General features: G+C 63.7%; 17 protein-coding genes. 5 read left to right on the forward strand and 12 right to left on the reverse strand.

Translation table 11 applies throughout. The features are described from left to right. Nucleotides 1-74: 74 nt before the first annotated feature. Nucleotides 75-329 (reverse strand): hypothetical protein, encoded by a 255-nt coding sequence (locus CSQ91_RS20450; RefSeq protein WP_034781908.1) that lies wholly within the window; start codon nt 327-329, stop codon nt 75-77. Between the two features lie 136 nt (nt 330-465). Between CSQ91_RS20450 and CSQ91_RS20455 the strand changes: the two genes are divergently transcribed. Next, nucleotides 466-765 carry a hypothetical protein gene (locus CSQ91_RS20455; protein WP_070257532.1) on the forward strand — a complete coding sequence of 100 codons (300 nt, stop codon included), beginning with the start codon at nt 466-468 and terminating at the stop codon, nt 763-765. 17 nt (nt 766-782) lie between these two features. On the opposite strand, the gene CSQ91_RS20460 is transcribed toward CSQ91_RS20455, so the two are convergent. After that, nucleotides 783-1,289, reverse strand: a complete 507-nt coding sequence (locus CSQ91_RS20460; RefSeq protein WP_167468637.1) for a nuclear transport factor 2 family protein — start codon at nt 1,287-1,289, stop codon at nt 783-785. Between the two features lie 153 nt (nt 1,290-1,442). After that, nucleotides 1,443-2,048: an FMN-dependent NADH-azoreductase gene (locus CSQ91_RS20465; protein WP_099389449.1), complete on the reverse strand. Its 606-nt coding sequence runs from the start codon at nt 2,046-2,048 to the stop codon at nt 1,443-1,445. A gap of 133 nt (nt 2,049-2,181) precedes the next feature. Here CSQ91_RS20465 and CSQ91_RS20470 point away from each other — a divergent pair, with 133 nt between their 5' ends. Next, entirely contained in the window at nt 2,182-3,096 is a 915-nt protein-coding gene (locus tag CSQ91_RS20470) for a LysR family transcriptional regulator (protein ID WP_099389450.1), read from the forward strand. Between the two features lie 174 nt (nt 3,097-3,270). Beyond that, nucleotides 3,271-3,498, forward strand: coding sequence for a hypothetical protein (locus CSQ91_RS20475; protein WP_034781896.1), 228 nt, complete (start codon nt 3,271-3,273; stop codon nt 3,496-3,498). Nucleotides 3,499-3,501: 3 nt separating this feature from the next. Here CSQ91_RS20475 and CSQ91_RS20480 read toward each other — a convergent pair whose 3' ends face one another. The 6 genes from CSQ91_RS20480 to CSQ91_RS20505 form a co-directional block, all read right to left on the reverse strand. Continuing rightward, the gene (locus tag CSQ91_RS20480) at nt 3,502-3,813 is read right to left on the reverse strand and encodes a MerR family transcriptional regulator (RefSeq protein ID WP_046685292.1); all 312 of its coding nucleotides are present in this window, start codon (nt 3,811-3,813) and stop codon (nt 3,502-3,504) included. A gap of 3 nt (nt 3,814-3,816) precedes the next feature. After that, the gene (locus tag CSQ91_RS20485) at nt 3,817-4,737 is read right to left on the reverse strand and encodes a DnaJ C-terminal domain-containing protein (RefSeq protein WP_034781891.1); all 921 of its coding nucleotides are present in this window, start codon (nt 4,735-4,737) and stop codon (nt 3,817-3,819) included. A 132-nt stretch (nt 4,738-4,869) separates the two neighbouring features. Next, nucleotides 4,870-5,559: a beta/gamma crystallin-related protein gene (locus CSQ91_RS20490; protein ID WP_099389451.1), complete on the reverse strand. Its 690-nt coding sequence runs from the start codon at nt 5,557-5,559 to the stop codon at nt 4,870-4,872. A gap of 159 nt (nt 5,560-5,718) precedes the next feature. Further along, entirely contained in the window at nt 5,719-6,687 is a 969-nt protein-coding gene (locus CSQ91_RS20495; protein WP_099389452.1) for a beta/gamma crystallin-related protein, read from the reverse strand. Nucleotides 6,688-6,737: 50 nt separating this feature from the next. Beyond that, nucleotides 6,738-7,688, reverse strand: a complete 951-nt coding sequence (locus CSQ91_RS20500) for a beta/gamma crystallin-related protein (protein WP_099389453.1) — start codon at nt 7,686-7,688, stop codon at nt 6,738-6,740. 172 nt (nt 7,689-7,860) lie between these two features. Next, entirely contained in the window at nt 7,861-8,538 is a 678-nt protein-coding gene (locus CSQ91_RS20505; RefSeq protein WP_099389454.1) for a beta/gamma crystallin family protein, read from the reverse strand. A 201-nt stretch (nt 8,539-8,739) separates the two neighbouring features. Between CSQ91_RS20505 and CSQ91_RS20510 the strand changes: the two genes are divergently transcribed. Both CSQ91_RS20510 and CSQ91_RS20515 read left to right on the forward strand, forming a co-directional pair. Beyond that, nucleotides 8,740-10,134 carry an MATE family efflux transporter gene (locus CSQ91_RS20510; RefSeq protein ID WP_099389455.1) on the forward strand — a complete coding sequence of 465 codons (1,395 nt, stop codon included), beginning with the start codon at nt 8,740-8,742 and terminating at the stop codon, nt 10,132-10,134. 216 nt (nt 10,135-10,350) lie between these two features. After that, the gene (locus CSQ91_RS20515) at nt 10,351-12,558 is read left to right on the forward strand and encodes a S9 family peptidase (protein ID WP_099389456.1); all 2,208 of its coding nucleotides are present in this window, start codon (nt 10,351-10,353) and stop codon (nt 12,556-12,558) included. A 72-nt stretch (nt 12,559-12,630) separates the two neighbouring features. Here the strand turns inward: CSQ91_RS20515 and CSQ91_RS20520 are convergent, their stop codons facing one another. From CSQ91_RS20520 to CSQ91_RS20530, 3 genes are all read right to left on the reverse strand, one after another. Further along, complete coding sequence (locus CSQ91_RS20520) at nt 12,631-12,816, reverse strand: CsbD family protein (RefSeq protein WP_034759763.1); 186 nt, start codon at nt 12,814-12,816, stop codon at nt 12,631-12,633. Nucleotides 12,817-12,990: 174 nt separating this feature from the next. Then, a complete protein-coding gene (locus CSQ91_RS20525; protein WP_099389457.1) occupies nt 12,991-13,635 on the reverse strand; it encodes a class I SAM-dependent methyltransferase in 645 nt (214 codons plus the stop codon). A gap of 68 nt (nt 13,636-13,703) precedes the next feature. Further along, a complete protein-coding gene (locus tag CSQ91_RS20530) occupies nt 13,704-15,788 on the reverse strand; it encodes a M13 family metallopeptidase (protein ID WP_180278477.1) in 2,085 nt (694 codons plus the stop codon). Nucleotides 15,789-16,067 lie beyond the last annotated feature (279 nt).

Here is a 16,067-nt window from a genome sequence, read left to right on the forward strand (position 1 = left end):
GGCGCGCCTGCACCGGCTACGCCAGGACTGTGCTCACTCGTAATAACTTGCGCCGAAACAAGCCACGCGACGGTTCAGGGATGGAAGACGTATCGGCGCTGGCGCCGCTCGACCAGCTTGACGGCCACCTCGCCCGCTTCGGCCATGGCGTCCGCTTCCGTTGTAAACTGGTGGTCGGCCGACACCCGGCGCTTGCGAACCAGATTCATCCGGTGCATGGGATTGGGCGAAGGGGCATAGATGGCGACGTAGGCGCCCCATAGCTTGCAGCCCGGCAAGCGCTCTGCCGTGTAATTCACCTCATAAAAATCAACATACTTTATCGGCACGATGTTCGCTCCAAAAATGACATGGCCGGACAGCTTGTCTCTACGGACTGACGCGGTGAGGGTAAAACCATGCGCTCGCGATTGCTCAGGATACTCAATTCAGCTCTCTTTTTATAACGCGGCACAGGAGAAAAAGATGAATGACTACATTATCTTCATGCACGACGACACGGAAACACCGGTGGACGTCGCCACCTCAGCCTGGGAAGACTACTTCGCCATGCTCAGGGCCAGTGGCCGCTTCTGCGGTGGCAGTTCCATCGGGCCCGGTATCTGCGTGCACCAGTCCGGCCAAGCCAGGCCGGTCACGTCACACTTGTCAGGCTATCTACGTGTGCAAGCTGAAAGTATAGACGATGCAAAAAAATTGTTAATCGGAAACCCCGTACTGAACGCAGGGGGGACGGTGGAAATTCGCGAACTGCCGCGCGACTGACGCGGCCTGTCTGGCGCCTATTTTCCCGCCTCGGCCGCGGGATGCATGGACCAGACGACGCTGAGGATTTTCCATTCGCCATCGCGCTTGACCATCTGCCACGCTTCCACGCCATAGTTGGACAATTTGTCGCCGACGAGGAATTCGTAGTCGAAGTTGACCCACGCCACATGGCGGTCCTGGGTGATCTTGACGTTGTAGAATTTTTCTTCCGTGCGCTGCGGTTCGCGCTTGATGAAGTTGGCGAATGCAACATAGCCGGCCGCCCCGACGCCGTCGAAGTGGACGTCCGTCGTGTCGCGCATTTTCTTGATGAAACCGTCGTCGGCCGGCGAGGCGAACAGGATGTTGGTATGCAGCAGCAGCGACGACAGCAGCTTGACATCCTTGGCGATCAGCGCCGCCTGGAAGTCGGCGACGACTTTTTCGATGGCGCGGATATCCTCGGGCGTGGAGGCGTGGCGCCCCACGTGAGGCGGCGCAGGTGGCGCGGTCTGCGCCAGCGCCATGCCTGCTGAAAACAAGGAACATCCGAACAATACCGCGCTTGCCAACTTGTGCATGAGGGACTTTCATGGCGAACGGCTCGCCAGGCTGGCACGGGGCGTGCCGCTGGCAAGCTTATGTCAACCATGGCAGATTGGCAATCCCTCTTTGGAACTAGAGGAGAGCCTGACTCAGGCAGCCAGCGCCTCGATCGAGGCACGGCCCTTGGCGATCGCGCTGCTGACTGCTTCCTCGCCCATGGCCACGCCTTCGGCTTGCACGAACTCGATATCCGTGATGCCGATGAAGCCCAGCGCCGTGCGCAGATAGGTGCTCAGGTAGTCATACGCGGCGCCCGGGCCTTCGCTGTAGACGCCGCCGCTGGCCGTGAAAATAACCGCTTTCTTGCCCGTGGCCAGGCCGACGGGGCCCGTCGTCGTGTACTGGAACGTGCGTCCCGCGCGCGCCACGTGGTCGATCCACGCCTTCAGGGTCGACGGCACGGAAAAGTTGTACATGGGCGCGGCCAGTACCAGCACGTCGGCGGCCAGCAATTCATCGACCAGGGTATCGGACAATTGCACGGCCGCTGCCGCCTGCGCGCTGCGCTGGTCGGCTGGCGTAAAGAAGGCGCCCATCACTTCTTCCGTCAGGTGCGGCACGGGCTGCGCCGCCAGGTCGCGCTCAACGACGCTGGCGCCTTGCGCGGCCAGTTTGGCGACGAATTCGCCGGACAATTGACGCGACAGGGAACCGCTGTTGCGCACGCTGCTATTGATGTACAAGACCTTGCTCATGAAATGCTCCTTCGAAAACGGTAGACTGGAATGCCGCATCGCGGCCCTTGCACACAGCATAGTTCGGGTCTACCATCGATGAAACCGTATAAATATAAATGATTAGCATCGAATTTTTAGATATGGAGTCACCATGAGAGAACCGGGCCAGCCTTCGCTCGACCAGTTGCGCGTGTTTGTCGCCGTCATCGACGCGGGCGGCTTCGCCCACGCGGCGCGCCAGCTGCACCGCACGCAATCGGTGATCAGCTACACCGTCGCCAACCTGGAAGAACAGCTGAATGTGGTGCTGCTCGACCGCGGCAAGCGCAAACCCACCCTGACTGACGCGGGCAAGGCCCTGCTGGCCGACGCGCGCGCCGTGGCCCTGAAGGTCGACGGCATGCGCGCGCGCGCCAAGGCGCTGGCGGGCGGGCTGGAAGCGGAAGTATCGGTCGTGGTGGACGTGATGTTTCCCACCTGCGTGCTGGTGCGCGTCCTGGAAGCGTTCCAGGCGCAGTTCCCCACCGTCGCCCTGCGCCTGCGCATCGAAGCCATGGGCGCCGTGGCGCAGCTGGTGATGGATGGCAGCTGCCACATCGGCCTCGGTGGCTGGATGACGGCCACGGCCAGCGTCTTCGAGCGCCTCGCCGTCGGCCATGTGCGCCTGATTCCCGTGGCAGCCCCCAGCCACGCGCTGGCGCAGCAGGCAGGGCCGATTGCCTCCAGCGTGGCGCGCGAACACGTGCAACTGGTGCTCAGCGACCGCAGCGTGCTGACGGAGGGCCAGGATTTTGGCGTGCTGGGTTTGCGCAACTGGCGCCTGGGCGACCTCGGTTCCAAGCACGCGCTGCTGCGCGCTGGCCTGGGCTGGGGCAACATGCCCGAAGCGATGGTGCGGGAAGACCTGGCCGAAGGCCGCCTGGTGCACCTGCCGCTGGCCGTCGACAATGGCGAGAATTACCCGATCTACCTGATCCAGCGCGCCGACACGCCGCCGGGCCAGGCGGGCAAGTGGCTGACGGAGCGGTTTGCGGAGCAGTTGCCGTTGCTGGCCCAAGGGTTTTAAACGCCAAACAAAACCTACTGCGCGTCGCGCTTTGCGGCCTGCGATGCTCACCGTACTAAAGTACGGTTGCGCTTCTTAGCCACAAATCGCTGCCGCTCGCTACGGTTTTGTTAGGCGTTGTGAGTTCACAATTGACACAGGTATGATGCGGGTAACACTTTAATAAGGAACCACATGGCCGGCATCGACGACTTCGTCAACAAGCAAAAACCTGGCGCGCGCTTCGTCATCACGGCGCAGATGCTGCGCATGACGCCGCAGCAGTTCGACTCGCTGGCGCAGGAATGGATGGAAGACGGCGGCCCCGGCTTCGACGTGGCCGGCATCCCGCACCGGGTCGTCGTCAATGGGCAATTCTATATCGGCAGACTCACCGTGCAGCGGCACGGCGAGCCTGCATAGGGACTACTCCACACCCAGCACGTGCAGGCGGCGGCGCAAACGCGCCACTTCTTCCGACAAGTCGACCACCAGCGCGGCCAGTTCGGCGTTCGCGTCGAACACGGATTCGATTTCGTGCAGGCGGCGCGCGCGCACCAGGTCCAGGCTGGTAAAGCGCCAGGCCGTCAGCTGCCCCGCCGGCGGGCCATTTTGCAGCAGCACACCCGTCTGCACGTGCTGCACCACCCAATCCGGCTCCACGGCGCAGGCGCGCGCCAGTTCTTCCAGGCTCAGGGCACGGTCTTCGAGCAATTCGCCAATTACCTTGTTTGTCATGATTTACCCTCCCAGCTTCTGGCGCGGATTGAAAGCCATCTCGCGCGCCATGGTTGCATACAGTTCCCGCGCCTTGTCGTCGTTCGCCGGCGGCAGCACCACTTCCAGCAGCAGATACAGGTCGCCCGGCTGGGCGGCGGGAATGCCGCGCCCTTTCAGGCGCAGCTTGCGCCCCGTCTGCGAATTGGGCGGCACGCTGACGGACACCGTGCCAGATGGCGTGGGCACGTCGATCTCGCCGCCCAGCGCCGCTTCCCATGGCGTGACGGGCACCGTCTCGAACACGTCGCGCCCTTCCACCTTGTAGCGCGCATCGGGCCGGAAGCGGATCTCCAGGTACAAATCACCGGCGGGAGCGCCGCCACTGCCGGGATTGCCCTGCCCTTTCATGCGCAGCTGCTGTCCTTCCGTGACACCTTTCGGTATCGTCACTTCCAGGGTACGCTCGCGCGTTACCACGTGGCCTTGCGCATCCGCTTCGGGCACGCGCATGACGATGTGGCGCTTGGCGCCCTGGTAGCTGTCCTGCAGGTCGATGGTGATGGCCGCGTGGCTGTCCTCGCCCTGCATCTGGAAGGTGCTGTTGGCGCGGCGCCGGCCGCCCACGTGGGCGAACAGGTCGGCAAAGAAATCGCTGTCGTCGGCGCCCGACGATTCGTAGCCCGAACCCCAGTCCGGCGGCGGACGGAAGGGCTGGCCCTGCGCGCCCTGGTTACGGCCCAGTTCATCGTAGGCGGCGCGCTTTTCCGCGTCGCCCAGCACGCCGTAGGCCTCGTTCAGGGCCTTGGTGCGCTTGTCGGCGTCCGGCTCCTTGCTCACGTCGGGATGGTATTTGCGCACCAGCTTGCGGTACGCCTTCTTGATCTCGGCCTCGGTCGCCGTCTTCTCGACGCCCAGTTCCTTGTAGTAGTCCTTGTATTCCACCGTGCTTGCTCCCCATGGTTGAACTGCCTATGGGAAGAGTACACGAATTGGCGCCGACAGCGCGTGCGCACAATACAACACCGCCCGCGGGGCACGGGGCGCGCGGGCGGTGAAAATGGCAGCGGAAAATGCCTAGCGCACGCGGCGCACCGAGGAAATGCGACGGTCCAGGCCTCCATGCAGGCGGCCATAGCTGCCTGGCCCCATCACCACGCAGCGGCCGCGGAAATTGGCATCGACGCAGAACTCCCAGCGGCCGTAATTGACGACGATCGATTCGGCGCGGTCGTTGAAGCCATAGCGGTTCAAGTCATGCACTTCGCGGTCCAGGCGCACGGGCCGTCCGCGCATGCCGGCGTCAGGGAACATCAGCACGGCGCCATTCATGTCGGGATGGTGGCCGCCGCCGTGGCCGGGATAACCTGGATGGCCGGGGTAAGGACGCTCCGGCTCCGGACGCGGAGGGCGCGGCGGGTAGGGACGGTGGTCGCCGCCGCCATGACCCGGGCGGCCCGCTTCGCGCACCGAAGAGATGGCGTCGTTCATGCCCGGCATGCTGCTGTAGCGGCCCGGTCCCAGGGTACGGCAGTTGCCCCGGTAATTGGCGTCCTTGCACACTTCCCAGGTGCCCGAGCGCACGATGATGCTGGAGGTTTTGTCGTTAAAGCCCATGCGCGACAAATCTCCCGCATCGGAACGCAGGGTGACGGGACGGCCGCGGAAACCGGCGTCCTCGAACAGGGTGATTTCGCCCGCGGATGCGGCAAGGGGGGCGAGGAAGGTGGCGGCGCACAGCAGCGCGGGGCGGAAAGATCGAACCATGACAACTCCAATACTGAGACATTTTCGCCAGTGTAGTCCAGGCGGCAGGCGGCGAGTGTAACAAAGGGCAAGCAAATGTCAGCACACGGCTGGGAATGTAAAAGCCGCCTGGCGGGGCATTCCCGGCAGGCGGCCTGTCAGCACGGCGTCAGGACGCGGTCAGCGCACGCGGCGCAGCGAGGAAATCTGGTTTTCCATGCCATTCAGGCGGCCATATTCGCCCGGCCCGATCACTTCGCAGCGGCCGCGGAAGTTCGAATCGCTGCACACTTCCCACTGGCCCTCATTGACGACGATGGACGAGGCGCGGTCATTGAAATTGAGACGCACCAGGTCTTCCGTGCTGCGATCCAGCGCCAGCGGTTCGCCGCGCATGCCCGCCTCGGGGAACAGCAGGACGGCGCCGCGCTGCTGGTACTGCGGCTGCTGGTATTGCGGATACTGCTGCTCGTACTGCGGCCGCTCATACTGCTGCTGGCGGCGCGCTTCGCGCTCGTCGACCATGCGCGCCGAGGAGACGCGCCCGTCAAGGCCGCGCCCCAGGTCGTCGTGACGGCCGGGGCCGAAAATGCGGCAAGTGCCCTGGTAGTTCGAGTCACTGCACAACTGCCAGTAGCCGTTATAGATGACGATGCTGCTGGTGCGGTCGTTGAAACCGATGCTGACGAAATCGTCCGTATCGCGGTTCAGGCGCGCCGAGCCGCCATTCTGGCCGGCGCCCGAATACACTTCCAGGGTGCCGCCACGGCCATAGCCGCCATGGCCACGGTCTGGATCGCGCCCGGGGCGTCCCGGATTGTAGCCATCGCCGCGCCCCGTTTCGCGCACCGAGGTGATGGCGTCGTTCATGCCAGGCATCGAGCGGTATTCGCCTGGCCCCAGGCTGCGGCAATTGCCGCGAAAACCGGAATCCGTGCACACATCCCAGGTACCCGAACGCACCATGATGCTGGACGTCTTGTCGTTGAAGCCCTGGGGCGACAGGTTATCCGTCGTTTCGCGCAGCGTCACGGCGCGGCCGCGGAAATTATCATCCTCGAACAGGGTGATCTCGCCCGCATGGGCGCCCAGGTGGGTGAACAGGACGGCGCTGGAAAACAGCGCCAGTTTCAGGCTAGGGGATATCATTCTCAACTCCAGTTAATTAATCGTTATTCTTCATGCATTGCGGTGCCGTGTCAACGCAGGCGGCGCAGCGAGGAAATGCGGCCGTCGAGTGCATCAAGCGTATTGTAGATACCGGGCTCGAGGATCTCGCAGCGGCCACCGTAATGCGCATCGGCGCACACTTCCCAGTCGCCGGCATTGATCACGATGGAATTGGTCTGGTCGTTGAAGTTCATGCGTACCAGATCGCTCACATCGCGATTCACCGGCAGGCCGCGTCCCCCCATATGAGAGCGCGGGTACAGCAGCAGCATCGGGTCTTCGCTGGCCGGCTGGTTTTCCTCGCGCGGGTCAACCAGGCGTGCCGATGACGTCTTGCCTTGCAGATTGCGTGGCAACTCGTAGCTGCCCGGGGCATACACTCGGCAGCTGCCATGGAAATTGGAGTCACTGCACAGTTGCCAGTAACCGTGGCGCACCCGGATGCTGGCGGAGCGGTCATTGAAGCCGATATCGACAAAGTCGTCGCGGTCGCTATTGATGTCGACCGAGGCACCGCGCTGCGCCGAGGTATCAAACACTTGCAGCGCCGCACCGCGTTCGCGTTCTCGCTCTGGCGGTGGCCGCGACGTTTCTGGCGACGGCGACACTTCTGGCGAGGATGGCGACGGCGCGGATGGCGTTTCGGGCCGGCTGCCGCCGCCCCTGCCGTCCGCCAGGCGCACCGAGGAAATCTTGTCGTTCATGCCGGGCATGGAAGGGTAATCGCCGCGCTCGAACGTCTTGCATGCGCCCTTGAAGTTGGCATGCGCGCACACCTCCCAGCGGCCCGAAGCAACCTTGATGCTCGACACCTTGTCATTGAAATTCATGCGCGACAAATCGTCCGTCGTGTCGCGCAAGACCACCATGCGGCCCTTGAAATTATCATCGGTGTACAAGCTGATTTCAGCGGCGTGCGCCGACACATGGGCTAACAGCGCACTGGCACACAGCAGCGCAAGACTCAGCGGACGATTCATCGGGTGGTCTCCAGTACCGGTAAAGGTCAATTAGTGATCGACATGACAACTGATGCCAGTGTAACCATCCGCAGAAAAAACGGTGTAACAAAGTATGGGAAAAGCACAATAAATTGTTACCAAAAGCAATAACCGGCCCCGGCAGGGACCGGTCGTTCCTGCCCGCTTGGCGTCAGCGCACTTCGCGCACGGACGAGATGCGGTTGCTCATGCGCTCCAGGCTCGCGTATTCACCGGGGACCAGTGTCCGGCAACGGCCACGGAAATCCACGTCCTCGCACACTTCCCAATAGCCGGAGCGCACGCGCACGCTTTGCACCGTATCGTTGAAATCGCGCTCGCGCAAATCGGCCGAGGCGTTGCGCACGGTCAAACTGCGGCCGGCGAAATCGTCGCGCGTATAAAAGGTCAGTTCGCCGCCCAGCGAGCGCCCTGGCAAATGGCCGTGCTCACGGTCGCGGTCCCGGCGGCCGTCCCAGTCGCGCCCACGGTCACGATCACCGTCGCGATCGCGGCCCGGATGACCACCCCAGCCGCCGCGCACTTCGCGCAGCGAGGTGATTTTGTTGGCGCGGCCATCGAGCGAGGGATACTCGCCCGCCTCCAGCAGGAAGCAGGCGCCGCGGAAATCGGCTTCCTCGCATGCCTCCCAACGGCCCGAGCGCACGCGGATGCTTTGCGTCGTGTCGTTGAAACGCACATCTTCCAGGTCGGCGACGGCGTCGCGCACGGTCTGCGAGCGGCCGTGATAATCGTCGCGCGAATACAGGGTCAGTTCGCCGGCGCCGGCCAGTTCGGCCGTCATGGCGGCGCCCAGCAACAGGGCGCAATTCAAGGCTTTCTTCAACATGGTCTTACTCCATAGTCAGGGTACTGCGGTTGACTATTTGGTCATTTTGCCAAATAGAGCACGCAGTCTATCCGCGACCGGTCCACTTAGCTGTAACAAATGATTACCGCGCCCGGCCCCCTCCGGGCATCTCCCGGGAGCGGCGGCGGACAAGCACGGCGAATGCCGGTAGAATCTTGTGTTTAGTCAAGCTTGCCGCCCATGCCACACACTACCTCGTTCACCCTGCCCGCCATCCGCACTGAAGTCTCGTCTCTGTGGAAGCTGGCCTGGCCCATCCTGATCGGTCAGCTGGCCACCGTCGGCATGGGCGCGGCCGACGTGGCGATGACGGGCCATACGAATCCCGAGGAACTGGCCGCCGTGTCGCTGGGCGCGGCCATCTGGTCCATCGTGCTCGTCACCGTGAGCGGCATCATGATGGCGATCAATACCCTGGTGGCGCATGAAATCGGCGCCGCGCGGCACGACCGGGTGCCGCACATCGTGCGCCAGTCGCTGTGGAAGGCGCTGCTCGTGGGCCTCGTGGCTTGTTTGCTGACGAACATGGCGGCGCTGGTATTCGACCACCTGATGCTGGAACCCGCCGTCGCGGCCAAGGCCAAGCTGTTCGTGCACATTATCAGCTGCGCGCTGCCGCCGTTCGCCGCCTACCGCGCGCTGTACGGCTACAGCACCAGCATTAACCAGACCAAGCCCGTGATGGTGATCGCGCTGGCCGCGCTGGGCCTCAATATCCTCGTCAACTACCTGCTGATCTATGGCCACTGGGGCATGCCGAAGATGGGCGGCGTGGGCTGCGCCGTGGCCACCACCTGCTGCGTATGGATGATGCTGCTGGCCATGCTGGCCTGGATCAGGATCGCCCCCGCCTACCGCTCCACGTATCCGTTCACGCACTGGGAATGGCCGCAGCTGTCGTCCATCGGCCCCATGCTGCGCCTGGGCCTGCCCATCGGCGTGACCTACTTTGCCGAGGTCAGCGCCTTTGGCGTCATCAGCCTGCTGGTGGCGCGCTTCGGCGTGATCCAGGTGTCGGCGCACCAAATCGCCCTGAATTTCTCGTCCGTCGTCTTCATGGTGCCGCTCACGTTCGGCATCGCGCTGGTCACGCGCGTGGGCCACGCCGTGGGCGAAGCCAATCTGCGCCGCGCGCGCTTCATTTCGTGGGTGGGCGTGGCCATGTCGCTGACGGCGGCCATCGTCTCGGCTGCCGTCATCACCATCTTCCGCCACCAGATCGCGCAAGCCTACACGTCCGACCCGCAGGTGCAGGCCCTGTGCGCGCAGCTGCTGCTGTTCGCCGCCCTGTTCCAGCTGTCCGACGCGACGCAAGTGGCGACGTCCTGCGCCATCCGCGGCTACAAGGTAACGCGCCAGCCGATGCTGATACAGCTGCTGGCGTTCTGGGGCTTCTCGCTGCCGATCGGCTACGTGCTGGGCCTCGCGCCGTCCGGCTTCCCCTGGTCGCCGGCCGAGCCGATGGGCGCCGCCGGTTTCTGGATCGGCCTCGTCACGGGCCTGACGGTGGCGGCCGTGCTGCTGACCTGGTACCTGAACCGCCTGTCGCTGCAGCGCCTGCGCGCGGCGCATTGAAACAATGCATTGAACACAGGGCGGCGCGCAATTTATGCGTGCCGCCCTCCCTGCTTCGCCATACAAAGCACCACTTCCTCACTCTTTCCGCCAAAGTAAAGAAGGCAATTGCCGGATTATTCCGTGGCTGGCCCTATCGCATTAAACCCCGTGCTCTGGTATCGTTTGCTGTCAAGCATCTTTCTTGACCATCCCTTTACAATCACCGAGACATCCATGCGTTTTATTCTTTGTTTTCTGGCCGCGATGGCCAGCGTTCCCGCATCGGCTGAAAAGCTGACCCTGGAACGCATCCACGCCGATCCGGCGCTGGCCGGCCCCGGCGTGCGCAACCTGAAGGTTTCGCCCGATGGCGAGCGCGTCACGTTCCTGCGCGGCCGCGCCGACAACCAGTTCCAGCTCGACCTGTGGGAATTCAAGCTGAAGGACAAGAGCACGCACCGCCTGGTCGACTCCAAGGCGCTGGTGCCGAATGAAACGATTTCGCCCGAAGAGCAGGCCCGCCGCGAACGCGAGCGCACGGCCAGCCTGAACGGCATTCTCAGCTACAGCTGGTCGCCCGATGGCAAGCAGCTGCTGGTGCCGCTGGCCGGCAATCTGTACCTGGTCGATGCGGCCCATCCGGACAAGGCGCGCCTGGTCGCCAAGGGCAATGTGCTCGATCCGAAAATCTCGCCGAAAGGCCGCTATGTGTCGTTCGTGCGCGACCAGAACATCTATGTGATCGACCTGAAGTCGGGCCAGGAACGCCAGCTGACGACGGACGGCAAGGGCACCATCCGCAACGGCGAGGCCGAATTCGTGGCGCAGGAAGAAATGGGCCAGCGCACCGGCTACTACTGGGCTCCCGACGATTCCGCCATCGCGTATAAGCGCTATGACGAAGCGCCCGTGCCCGTCGTGCGCCGCTTCGAAATCTTCGCCGACCGCACCGACGTCGTCGAGCAGCGCTACCCGGCTGCCGGCGACCCGAACGTGCTGGTGCAACTGCTGATAGTCTCGCCGGAAACGGGCGCGCAGCGCCAGGTGGACCTGGGCACGAACCCGGACATCTACCTGGTGCGCGCCGACTGGAGCGCGGACAGCAAGTCGCTCGTGTACCAGCGCCAGTCGCGCGACCAGAAGACCCTCGATTTGGTGGCAGTTGATGCAGCCACGTTGGCGCAGCGCACCCTGCTGACGGAAACGTCGAAGACCTGGGTCAGCATCCATGACGACCTGCGCTTCCTGTCGAACGGCACCTTCCTCTGGTCGTCCGAACGCACGGGCCGCAACCACCTGTACCTGTACGACATGGGCGGCAAGCTGCTGCACCCGGTCACTTCCGGCGCATGGGGCATCGACAGCGTGCTGGCCGTGAACCAGAAGACAGGCAAGGTGTTCGTCTCGTCGAACCGCGACGCGGTGATCGACAAGCAGACCTACGCGCTGGCCCTCGATGGCAGCACGGCCGACAAGCCGCAGCGCGTGACGAAAGCCGATGGCTGGCATGACACGACGTTCTCGCGCAATGGCGAAGTGTTTGTCGACACGTATTCCGACCCGGCCACACCGCCGCAAGTGAGCATCCGCCGCCCGGACGGCGCCATGGTGGGCTGGCTGGAAGAAAACGCGCTGAACGCCAGCCACCCATACGCCAAGTACAAGGCGGACCACCTGCCGACGGAGTACGGCACCCTGAAAGCCAACGATGGCCAGACGCTGTATTACTCCATCGTCAAGCCGTCGAACTTCGACGCTGCCAAACGCTACCCGGTCTACCTGTCGACGTATGGCGGCCCGCACTCGCAGCACGTGGCTCGCCGCTGGGGCAACAACTTCGACCAATATATGGCGCAGCAGGGCTTTGTCGTCTTCCGCCTCGATAACCGCGGTTCGTCGCGCCGCGAGCGCGCATTCACGGACGCCATCTACCACAACCTGGGCGCGGCCGAAGTGGCCGACCAGCTGGTCGGCATCGACTGGCTGGGCAAGCAAAGCTTCGTGGACGCAAAACGCATCGGCGTGTTCGGCTGGAGCTATGGCGGCTTCATGACTCTGCGTTTGCTGTCGGCGGCATCGGACAAGATCGCCATGGGCGTCTCGGTGGCGCCCGTCACCGACTGGTCGCTGTACGACACCCACTACACGGAGCAATTCCTCGGCATGCCGAAGGAAAACGTCGATGGCTACAAGGCCAGTACCGTGTTCGCCCACCTCGACGGCCTGAAGTCGCCGCTGCTGCTGGTGCACGGCATGGCCGACGACAACGTCCTGTTCAGCAACAGCACGCGATTGATCGACGCGCTGGTGAACCGCGGCGTGCAGTTCGACCTGATGACGTATCCGGGCGCCAAGCACGGCATCTCGTCGCGCGCGGGCCAGCGCCACGTGTACAAGAAAATCGAGATGTTCTTCAAGCAGAACCTGGGCGTAGCGAAGTAAAACGTGCCCACAAATAAAAACCGCCGCCTGTCTCGCGACAGGCGGCGGTTTTTTTATTGAGCGTGCGTCAGCTTAAGGTTTGCGCGTGACGGTCTCGACCGCATCCTTGACGTCGCCAACCTTCTTCTGCACTTTGCCTTCGACCTGGTTTGCCAGGCCCTTGGCTTGCTGTTCTTCGCTGCCGACGACTTTGCCAGCGGCTTCCTGGATTTTACCGCCGACTTCCTTCAGTTTACCTTCGACTTGATCTTTGTTCATGATGGATCCTCACTGTAGTTGGTACATCTGTTGTCCGGCCCCGAAGGGCCGGTACTGCGGCTCACACGCTGTTGCAAACTGCTTGCTGCGTGTCGATGTGTCCATACTACGGGGTGGGGGATCAATGCTCTGTACGGTTCCTAACACATGCTCAATTTGCGCCAATATCGGCGATCACACGGGCTTGCGCCACACGGTGGCCAGCCACGGCTGCTGGTCGCGCGGCAAGCCGGGCGGGCGGTAGTACTGCTCGACCAAGGTAAAACCGGCCGCCTGCACGTAGGCGTCCCACGTCGCTTCGTCGTGATAGCTGCCATAGCGCGCGCCATTCCAGCCTTCCTGGTTCTGCCCGCGCGGGTTCGAGCTGAACAGCACGCCACCGGGCTTCAGGCACGCGTACAAAGCGCGCAGCACGCCGGGCAAGGCGGCGCTGGGCACGTGGAACAGCACGGCATTGGCGAACACGCCGTCGAAGTGCGCGGCGGGCAGATCGAGGTCGATGAAATCCTGCTGCCATACGGTGCAGCCGCTGTAGGCGCGCGCCATCTCGACGAAGCGGGGACAGCCATCGACGCCGGCGGCATGGTGGCCCATGGCCGTGAACGCTTTCAGATCGCGGCCAGGGCCGCAGCCCAGGTCGAGAATATCCAGGGGCGCCGGCTTGCCGATGGCCCCCAGCAGCGCGGCGATGTTCTGGCTGACGTCGTGGTCGCGCGTGCCTTCGAAAAACTGCTCGGCGCTGGCGTCGTAATGAGCCAGGGTGCGCCCGGTGATGGCGTGGATGGGGTCTTGCGGGTCTTGCGGCGGGGTTGGCTTCATGGCGGTCCTGTCTATATGTGCCACCATTTTACGGTGCCAGCGCACTGCGCGCTGGCACCGCTTTATAACTACCAGACGCGCACGCGCTGTTCCGGCGCCAGGTACAGCTGCTGCCCCGGCTGGACGTCGAAGGCCGGGTACCAGGCGTCGAGGTTGCGCACGGTGGCGGCCCGGTATTGCGCCGGCGCATGGCCATCCGTGAGGATCTGCTGGCGCGCCGCCGCTTCGCGCGCCTTGCTGCGCCAGCTGACGCCATAACCCGTGAAGAAATCGCGGTCCGCATCCGCCTGCGCCGGCTTGCCCTGCTGCGACAAGCTGAACGCGTCATGCGCGGCCGCCACGCCGGCCAGGTCGGCCAGGTTTTCGCTCAGGGTCAGCTGGCCATTCACGGCCAGGTCGGGAAACGGCTTGTAGGCCGCGAACTGCGCCACCAATTGCTTGGATGCCGACTGGAAGTGCGCCAGGTCGGCCGGCGTCCACCAGTCGCGCAGCTTGCCCTGGGCGTCGAACTGGGCGCCCTGGTCATCGAAGCTGTGGCTGATCTCGTGGCCGATGGTGGCGCCGATGCCGCCATAGTTGGCCGCATCGGATGCCTGCGGGTCGAAAAATGGCGGCTGCAGGATGGCGGCCGGAAAGTTCAGCGCATTTTGCAGCGGCAGGTTGACGGCATTGACCAGCTGTGCCGGCATGGCCCAGGCCTTGCGGTCAGGCGACTGGCCCAGCTTGGCCAGCTCCTGCCGGTAGTGGAACTGTTCCGCCCGCTGCACATTGCCCAGCGCATCGCCGCGCACCACGCGCAAGCCCGCATAGTTGTCCCAGCGTTCCGGATAGCCGACGCCCACGTACAGGGTCTTGAGTTTTTCCTGCGCCTGCTCCTTGGTGGCCGGCGCCATCCAGTCCAGCTTGTCGATGCGACGCGAGAAGGCGGCGACGATATTCGTCACCATGTCCTGTACGCGGGCTTTCGATTCCGGCGGGAAATAACGTTCCACGTACAGCTTGCCGACGGCGTCGCTCAGGGCCGCGTTGGTTGCCGCCAGCGCGCGCTTGCTGCGCGGCGACTGCTGCGGCGTGCCGCTCAGGGCACTGCCGTAGAAGGCGAAGCGCTGGTCGGCGGCGGCCTTCGGCAAGGTCGTGCTGAAATGGTTGATCGCGTGGAAGGCGAGGAAATCCTTCCACGTGGCCAGCGGCACGCTCGCCACCAGCGCCGCGCTGCCCGTCATGGCCGTCGGATGCCAGACGATGAAGTCCGTCTGCCTGCCCAGGCCCGCCGCCTGGAAGAAGGCCTTCCAGTCCAGGCCAGGCGCCTTGCTGGCGAAGTCGGCTGCACGCCACGCATTATTGCCCTTGGCGACATCGGCCGAATCTTCGCGGCTGGCGTGGCTGGCGGCAATTTGCTGTTCCAGCGCAAACACGCGCGCGGCGCGGGCCGGCGCATCGCGGTAGCCGGCCTGCTTGAGCATGGCGGCGATATGCGCCTGGTAGCCCGCGCGCAAGCCCTGCATGCGGGCGCTTTCCCCCTGGTAGAACGCGCGGTCGGGCAAGCCCAGCCCGCCCTGCAGCAGATAGGCCACGTTGCGCGTGGTGTCGTTCAAGTCTTGCGCCACCCACAGGCCGAACAGGTTTTCCGTATAAAAATTGGTGGCATTGAGCGGATCGACATCGGCGCGCAAGCTCTCGCCCAGCGCGCGGGCCAGCCCTGCCTGGTCGCGTATGCCATCGATCTTCTTCAGCAGCGGCTTGATCGGCGCCCAGCCTTGCGCTTCGATAGCTGACTCATCCATCCAGGAACGGTAGAAATCGCTGACCTGGCGCGCCGATGCATCCGCCTGCGGCGCCGCCGCCAGGCCTTCGACGAGGGCGATGATGCGCTCGTTGGTCGCATTGGCGAGGATGGCGAACGAACCCCAGCTGCTGCGGTCGGCGGGAATCTCCGTGCCGCGCAGCCAGTCGCCATTCACGTAATCGTAGAAATCGTCGCCGGGCAAGACAGCCGTGGGTGCCGCCATCGCGGCGGCAGGACTGGCGGCCGCTTCCTGGCCATGCGCGTGGACGACACCCCCGGCCAGGGCGATGCCGGACAGGGCCAGCGCCATGACGCGCTTGCGCCAGGAAGCAGGGAAAGAGGAAGCGGCAGCAGTGACAACGCGCATGGTGATCCTTTCAGGCAAAGTAACGACAGTAGTATGCAAAATCATAACGCGTTTTGAAGCGCCGCAACACATTCCCCTGTCACCACGACGCCAGCAGGCATGCGGCTTGGGAGGCGATTCCGGCGGCAGGTAAGCAATCATCTAAATTATTTTCATTTTTTTCAAAAACACCCTCAAGTTCCCGTTGCAGCTGCCGTTAATCTAGACAAGCGGTAATCCATTCACTAGTTACGGGTGTGCTCATGACCTCCAACGACGTTCTCTCGATGTATGAAAATA

The sequence above is a fragment of the Janthinobacterium sp. BJB301 genome (assembly GCF_002735685.1).
GTDB classification, from domain to species: Bacteria; Pseudomonadota; Gammaproteobacteria; order Burkholderiales; family Burkholderiaceae_D; genus Janthinobacterium; species Janthinobacterium lividum.

Bases quoted from the DNA above. Each gene is read 5' to 3' on its own strand.
- CSQ91_RS20455 (WP_070257532.1), top strand. From the start codon at position 466: ATGAATGACTACATTATCTTCATGCACGACGACACGGAAACACCGGTG.
- CSQ91_RS20465 (WP_099389449.1), bottom strand. From the start codon at position 2,048: ATGAGCAAGGTCTTGTACATCAATAGCAGCGTGCGCAACAGCGGTTCC.
- CSQ91_RS20470 (WP_099389450.1), top strand. From the start codon at position 2,182: ATGAGAGAACCGGGCCAGCCTTCGCTCGACCAGTTGCGCGTGTTTGTC.
- CSQ91_RS20475 (WP_034781896.1), top strand. From the start codon at position 3,271: ATGGCCGGCATCGACGACTTCGTCAACAAGCAAAAACCTGGCGCGCGC.
- CSQ91_RS20480 (WP_046685292.1), bottom strand. From the start codon at position 3,813: ATGACAAACAAGGTAATTGGCGAATTGCTCGAAGACCGTGCCCTGAGC.
- CSQ91_RS20490 (WP_099389451.1), bottom strand. From the start codon at position 5,559: ATGGTTCGATCTTTCCGCCCCGCGCTGCTGTGCGCCGCCACCTTCCTC.
- CSQ91_RS20495 (WP_099389452.1), bottom strand. From the start codon at position 6,687: ATGATATCCCCTAGCCTGAAACTGGCGCTGTTTTCCAGCGCCGTCCTG.
- CSQ91_RS20500 (WP_099389453.1), bottom strand. From the start codon at position 7,688: ATGAATCGTCCGCTGAGTCTTGCGCTGCTGTGTGCCAGTGCGCTGTTA.
- CSQ91_RS20505 (WP_099389454.1), bottom strand. From the start codon at position 8,538: ATGTTGAAGAAAGCCTTGAATTGCGCCCTGTTGCTGGGCGCCGCCATG.
- CSQ91_RS20510 (WP_099389455.1), top strand. From the start codon at position 8,740: ATGCCACACACTACCTCGTTCACCCTGCCCGCCATCCGCACTGAAGTC.
- CSQ91_RS20515 (WP_099389456.1), top strand. From the start codon at position 10,351: ATGCGTTTTATTCTTTGTTTTCTGGCCGCGATGGCCAGCGTTCCCGCA.
- CSQ91_RS20520 (WP_034759763.1), bottom strand. From the start codon at position 12,816: ATGAACAAAGATCAAGTCGAAGGTAAACTGAAGGAAGTCGGCGGTAAA.
- CSQ91_RS20525 (WP_099389457.1), bottom strand. From the start codon at position 13,635: ATGAAGCCAACCCCGCCGCAAGACCCGCAAGACCCCATCCACGCCATC.
- CSQ91_RS20530 (WP_180278477.1), bottom strand. From the start codon at position 15,788: ATGCGCGTTGTCACTGCTGCCGCTTCCTCTTTCCCTGCTTCCTGGCGC.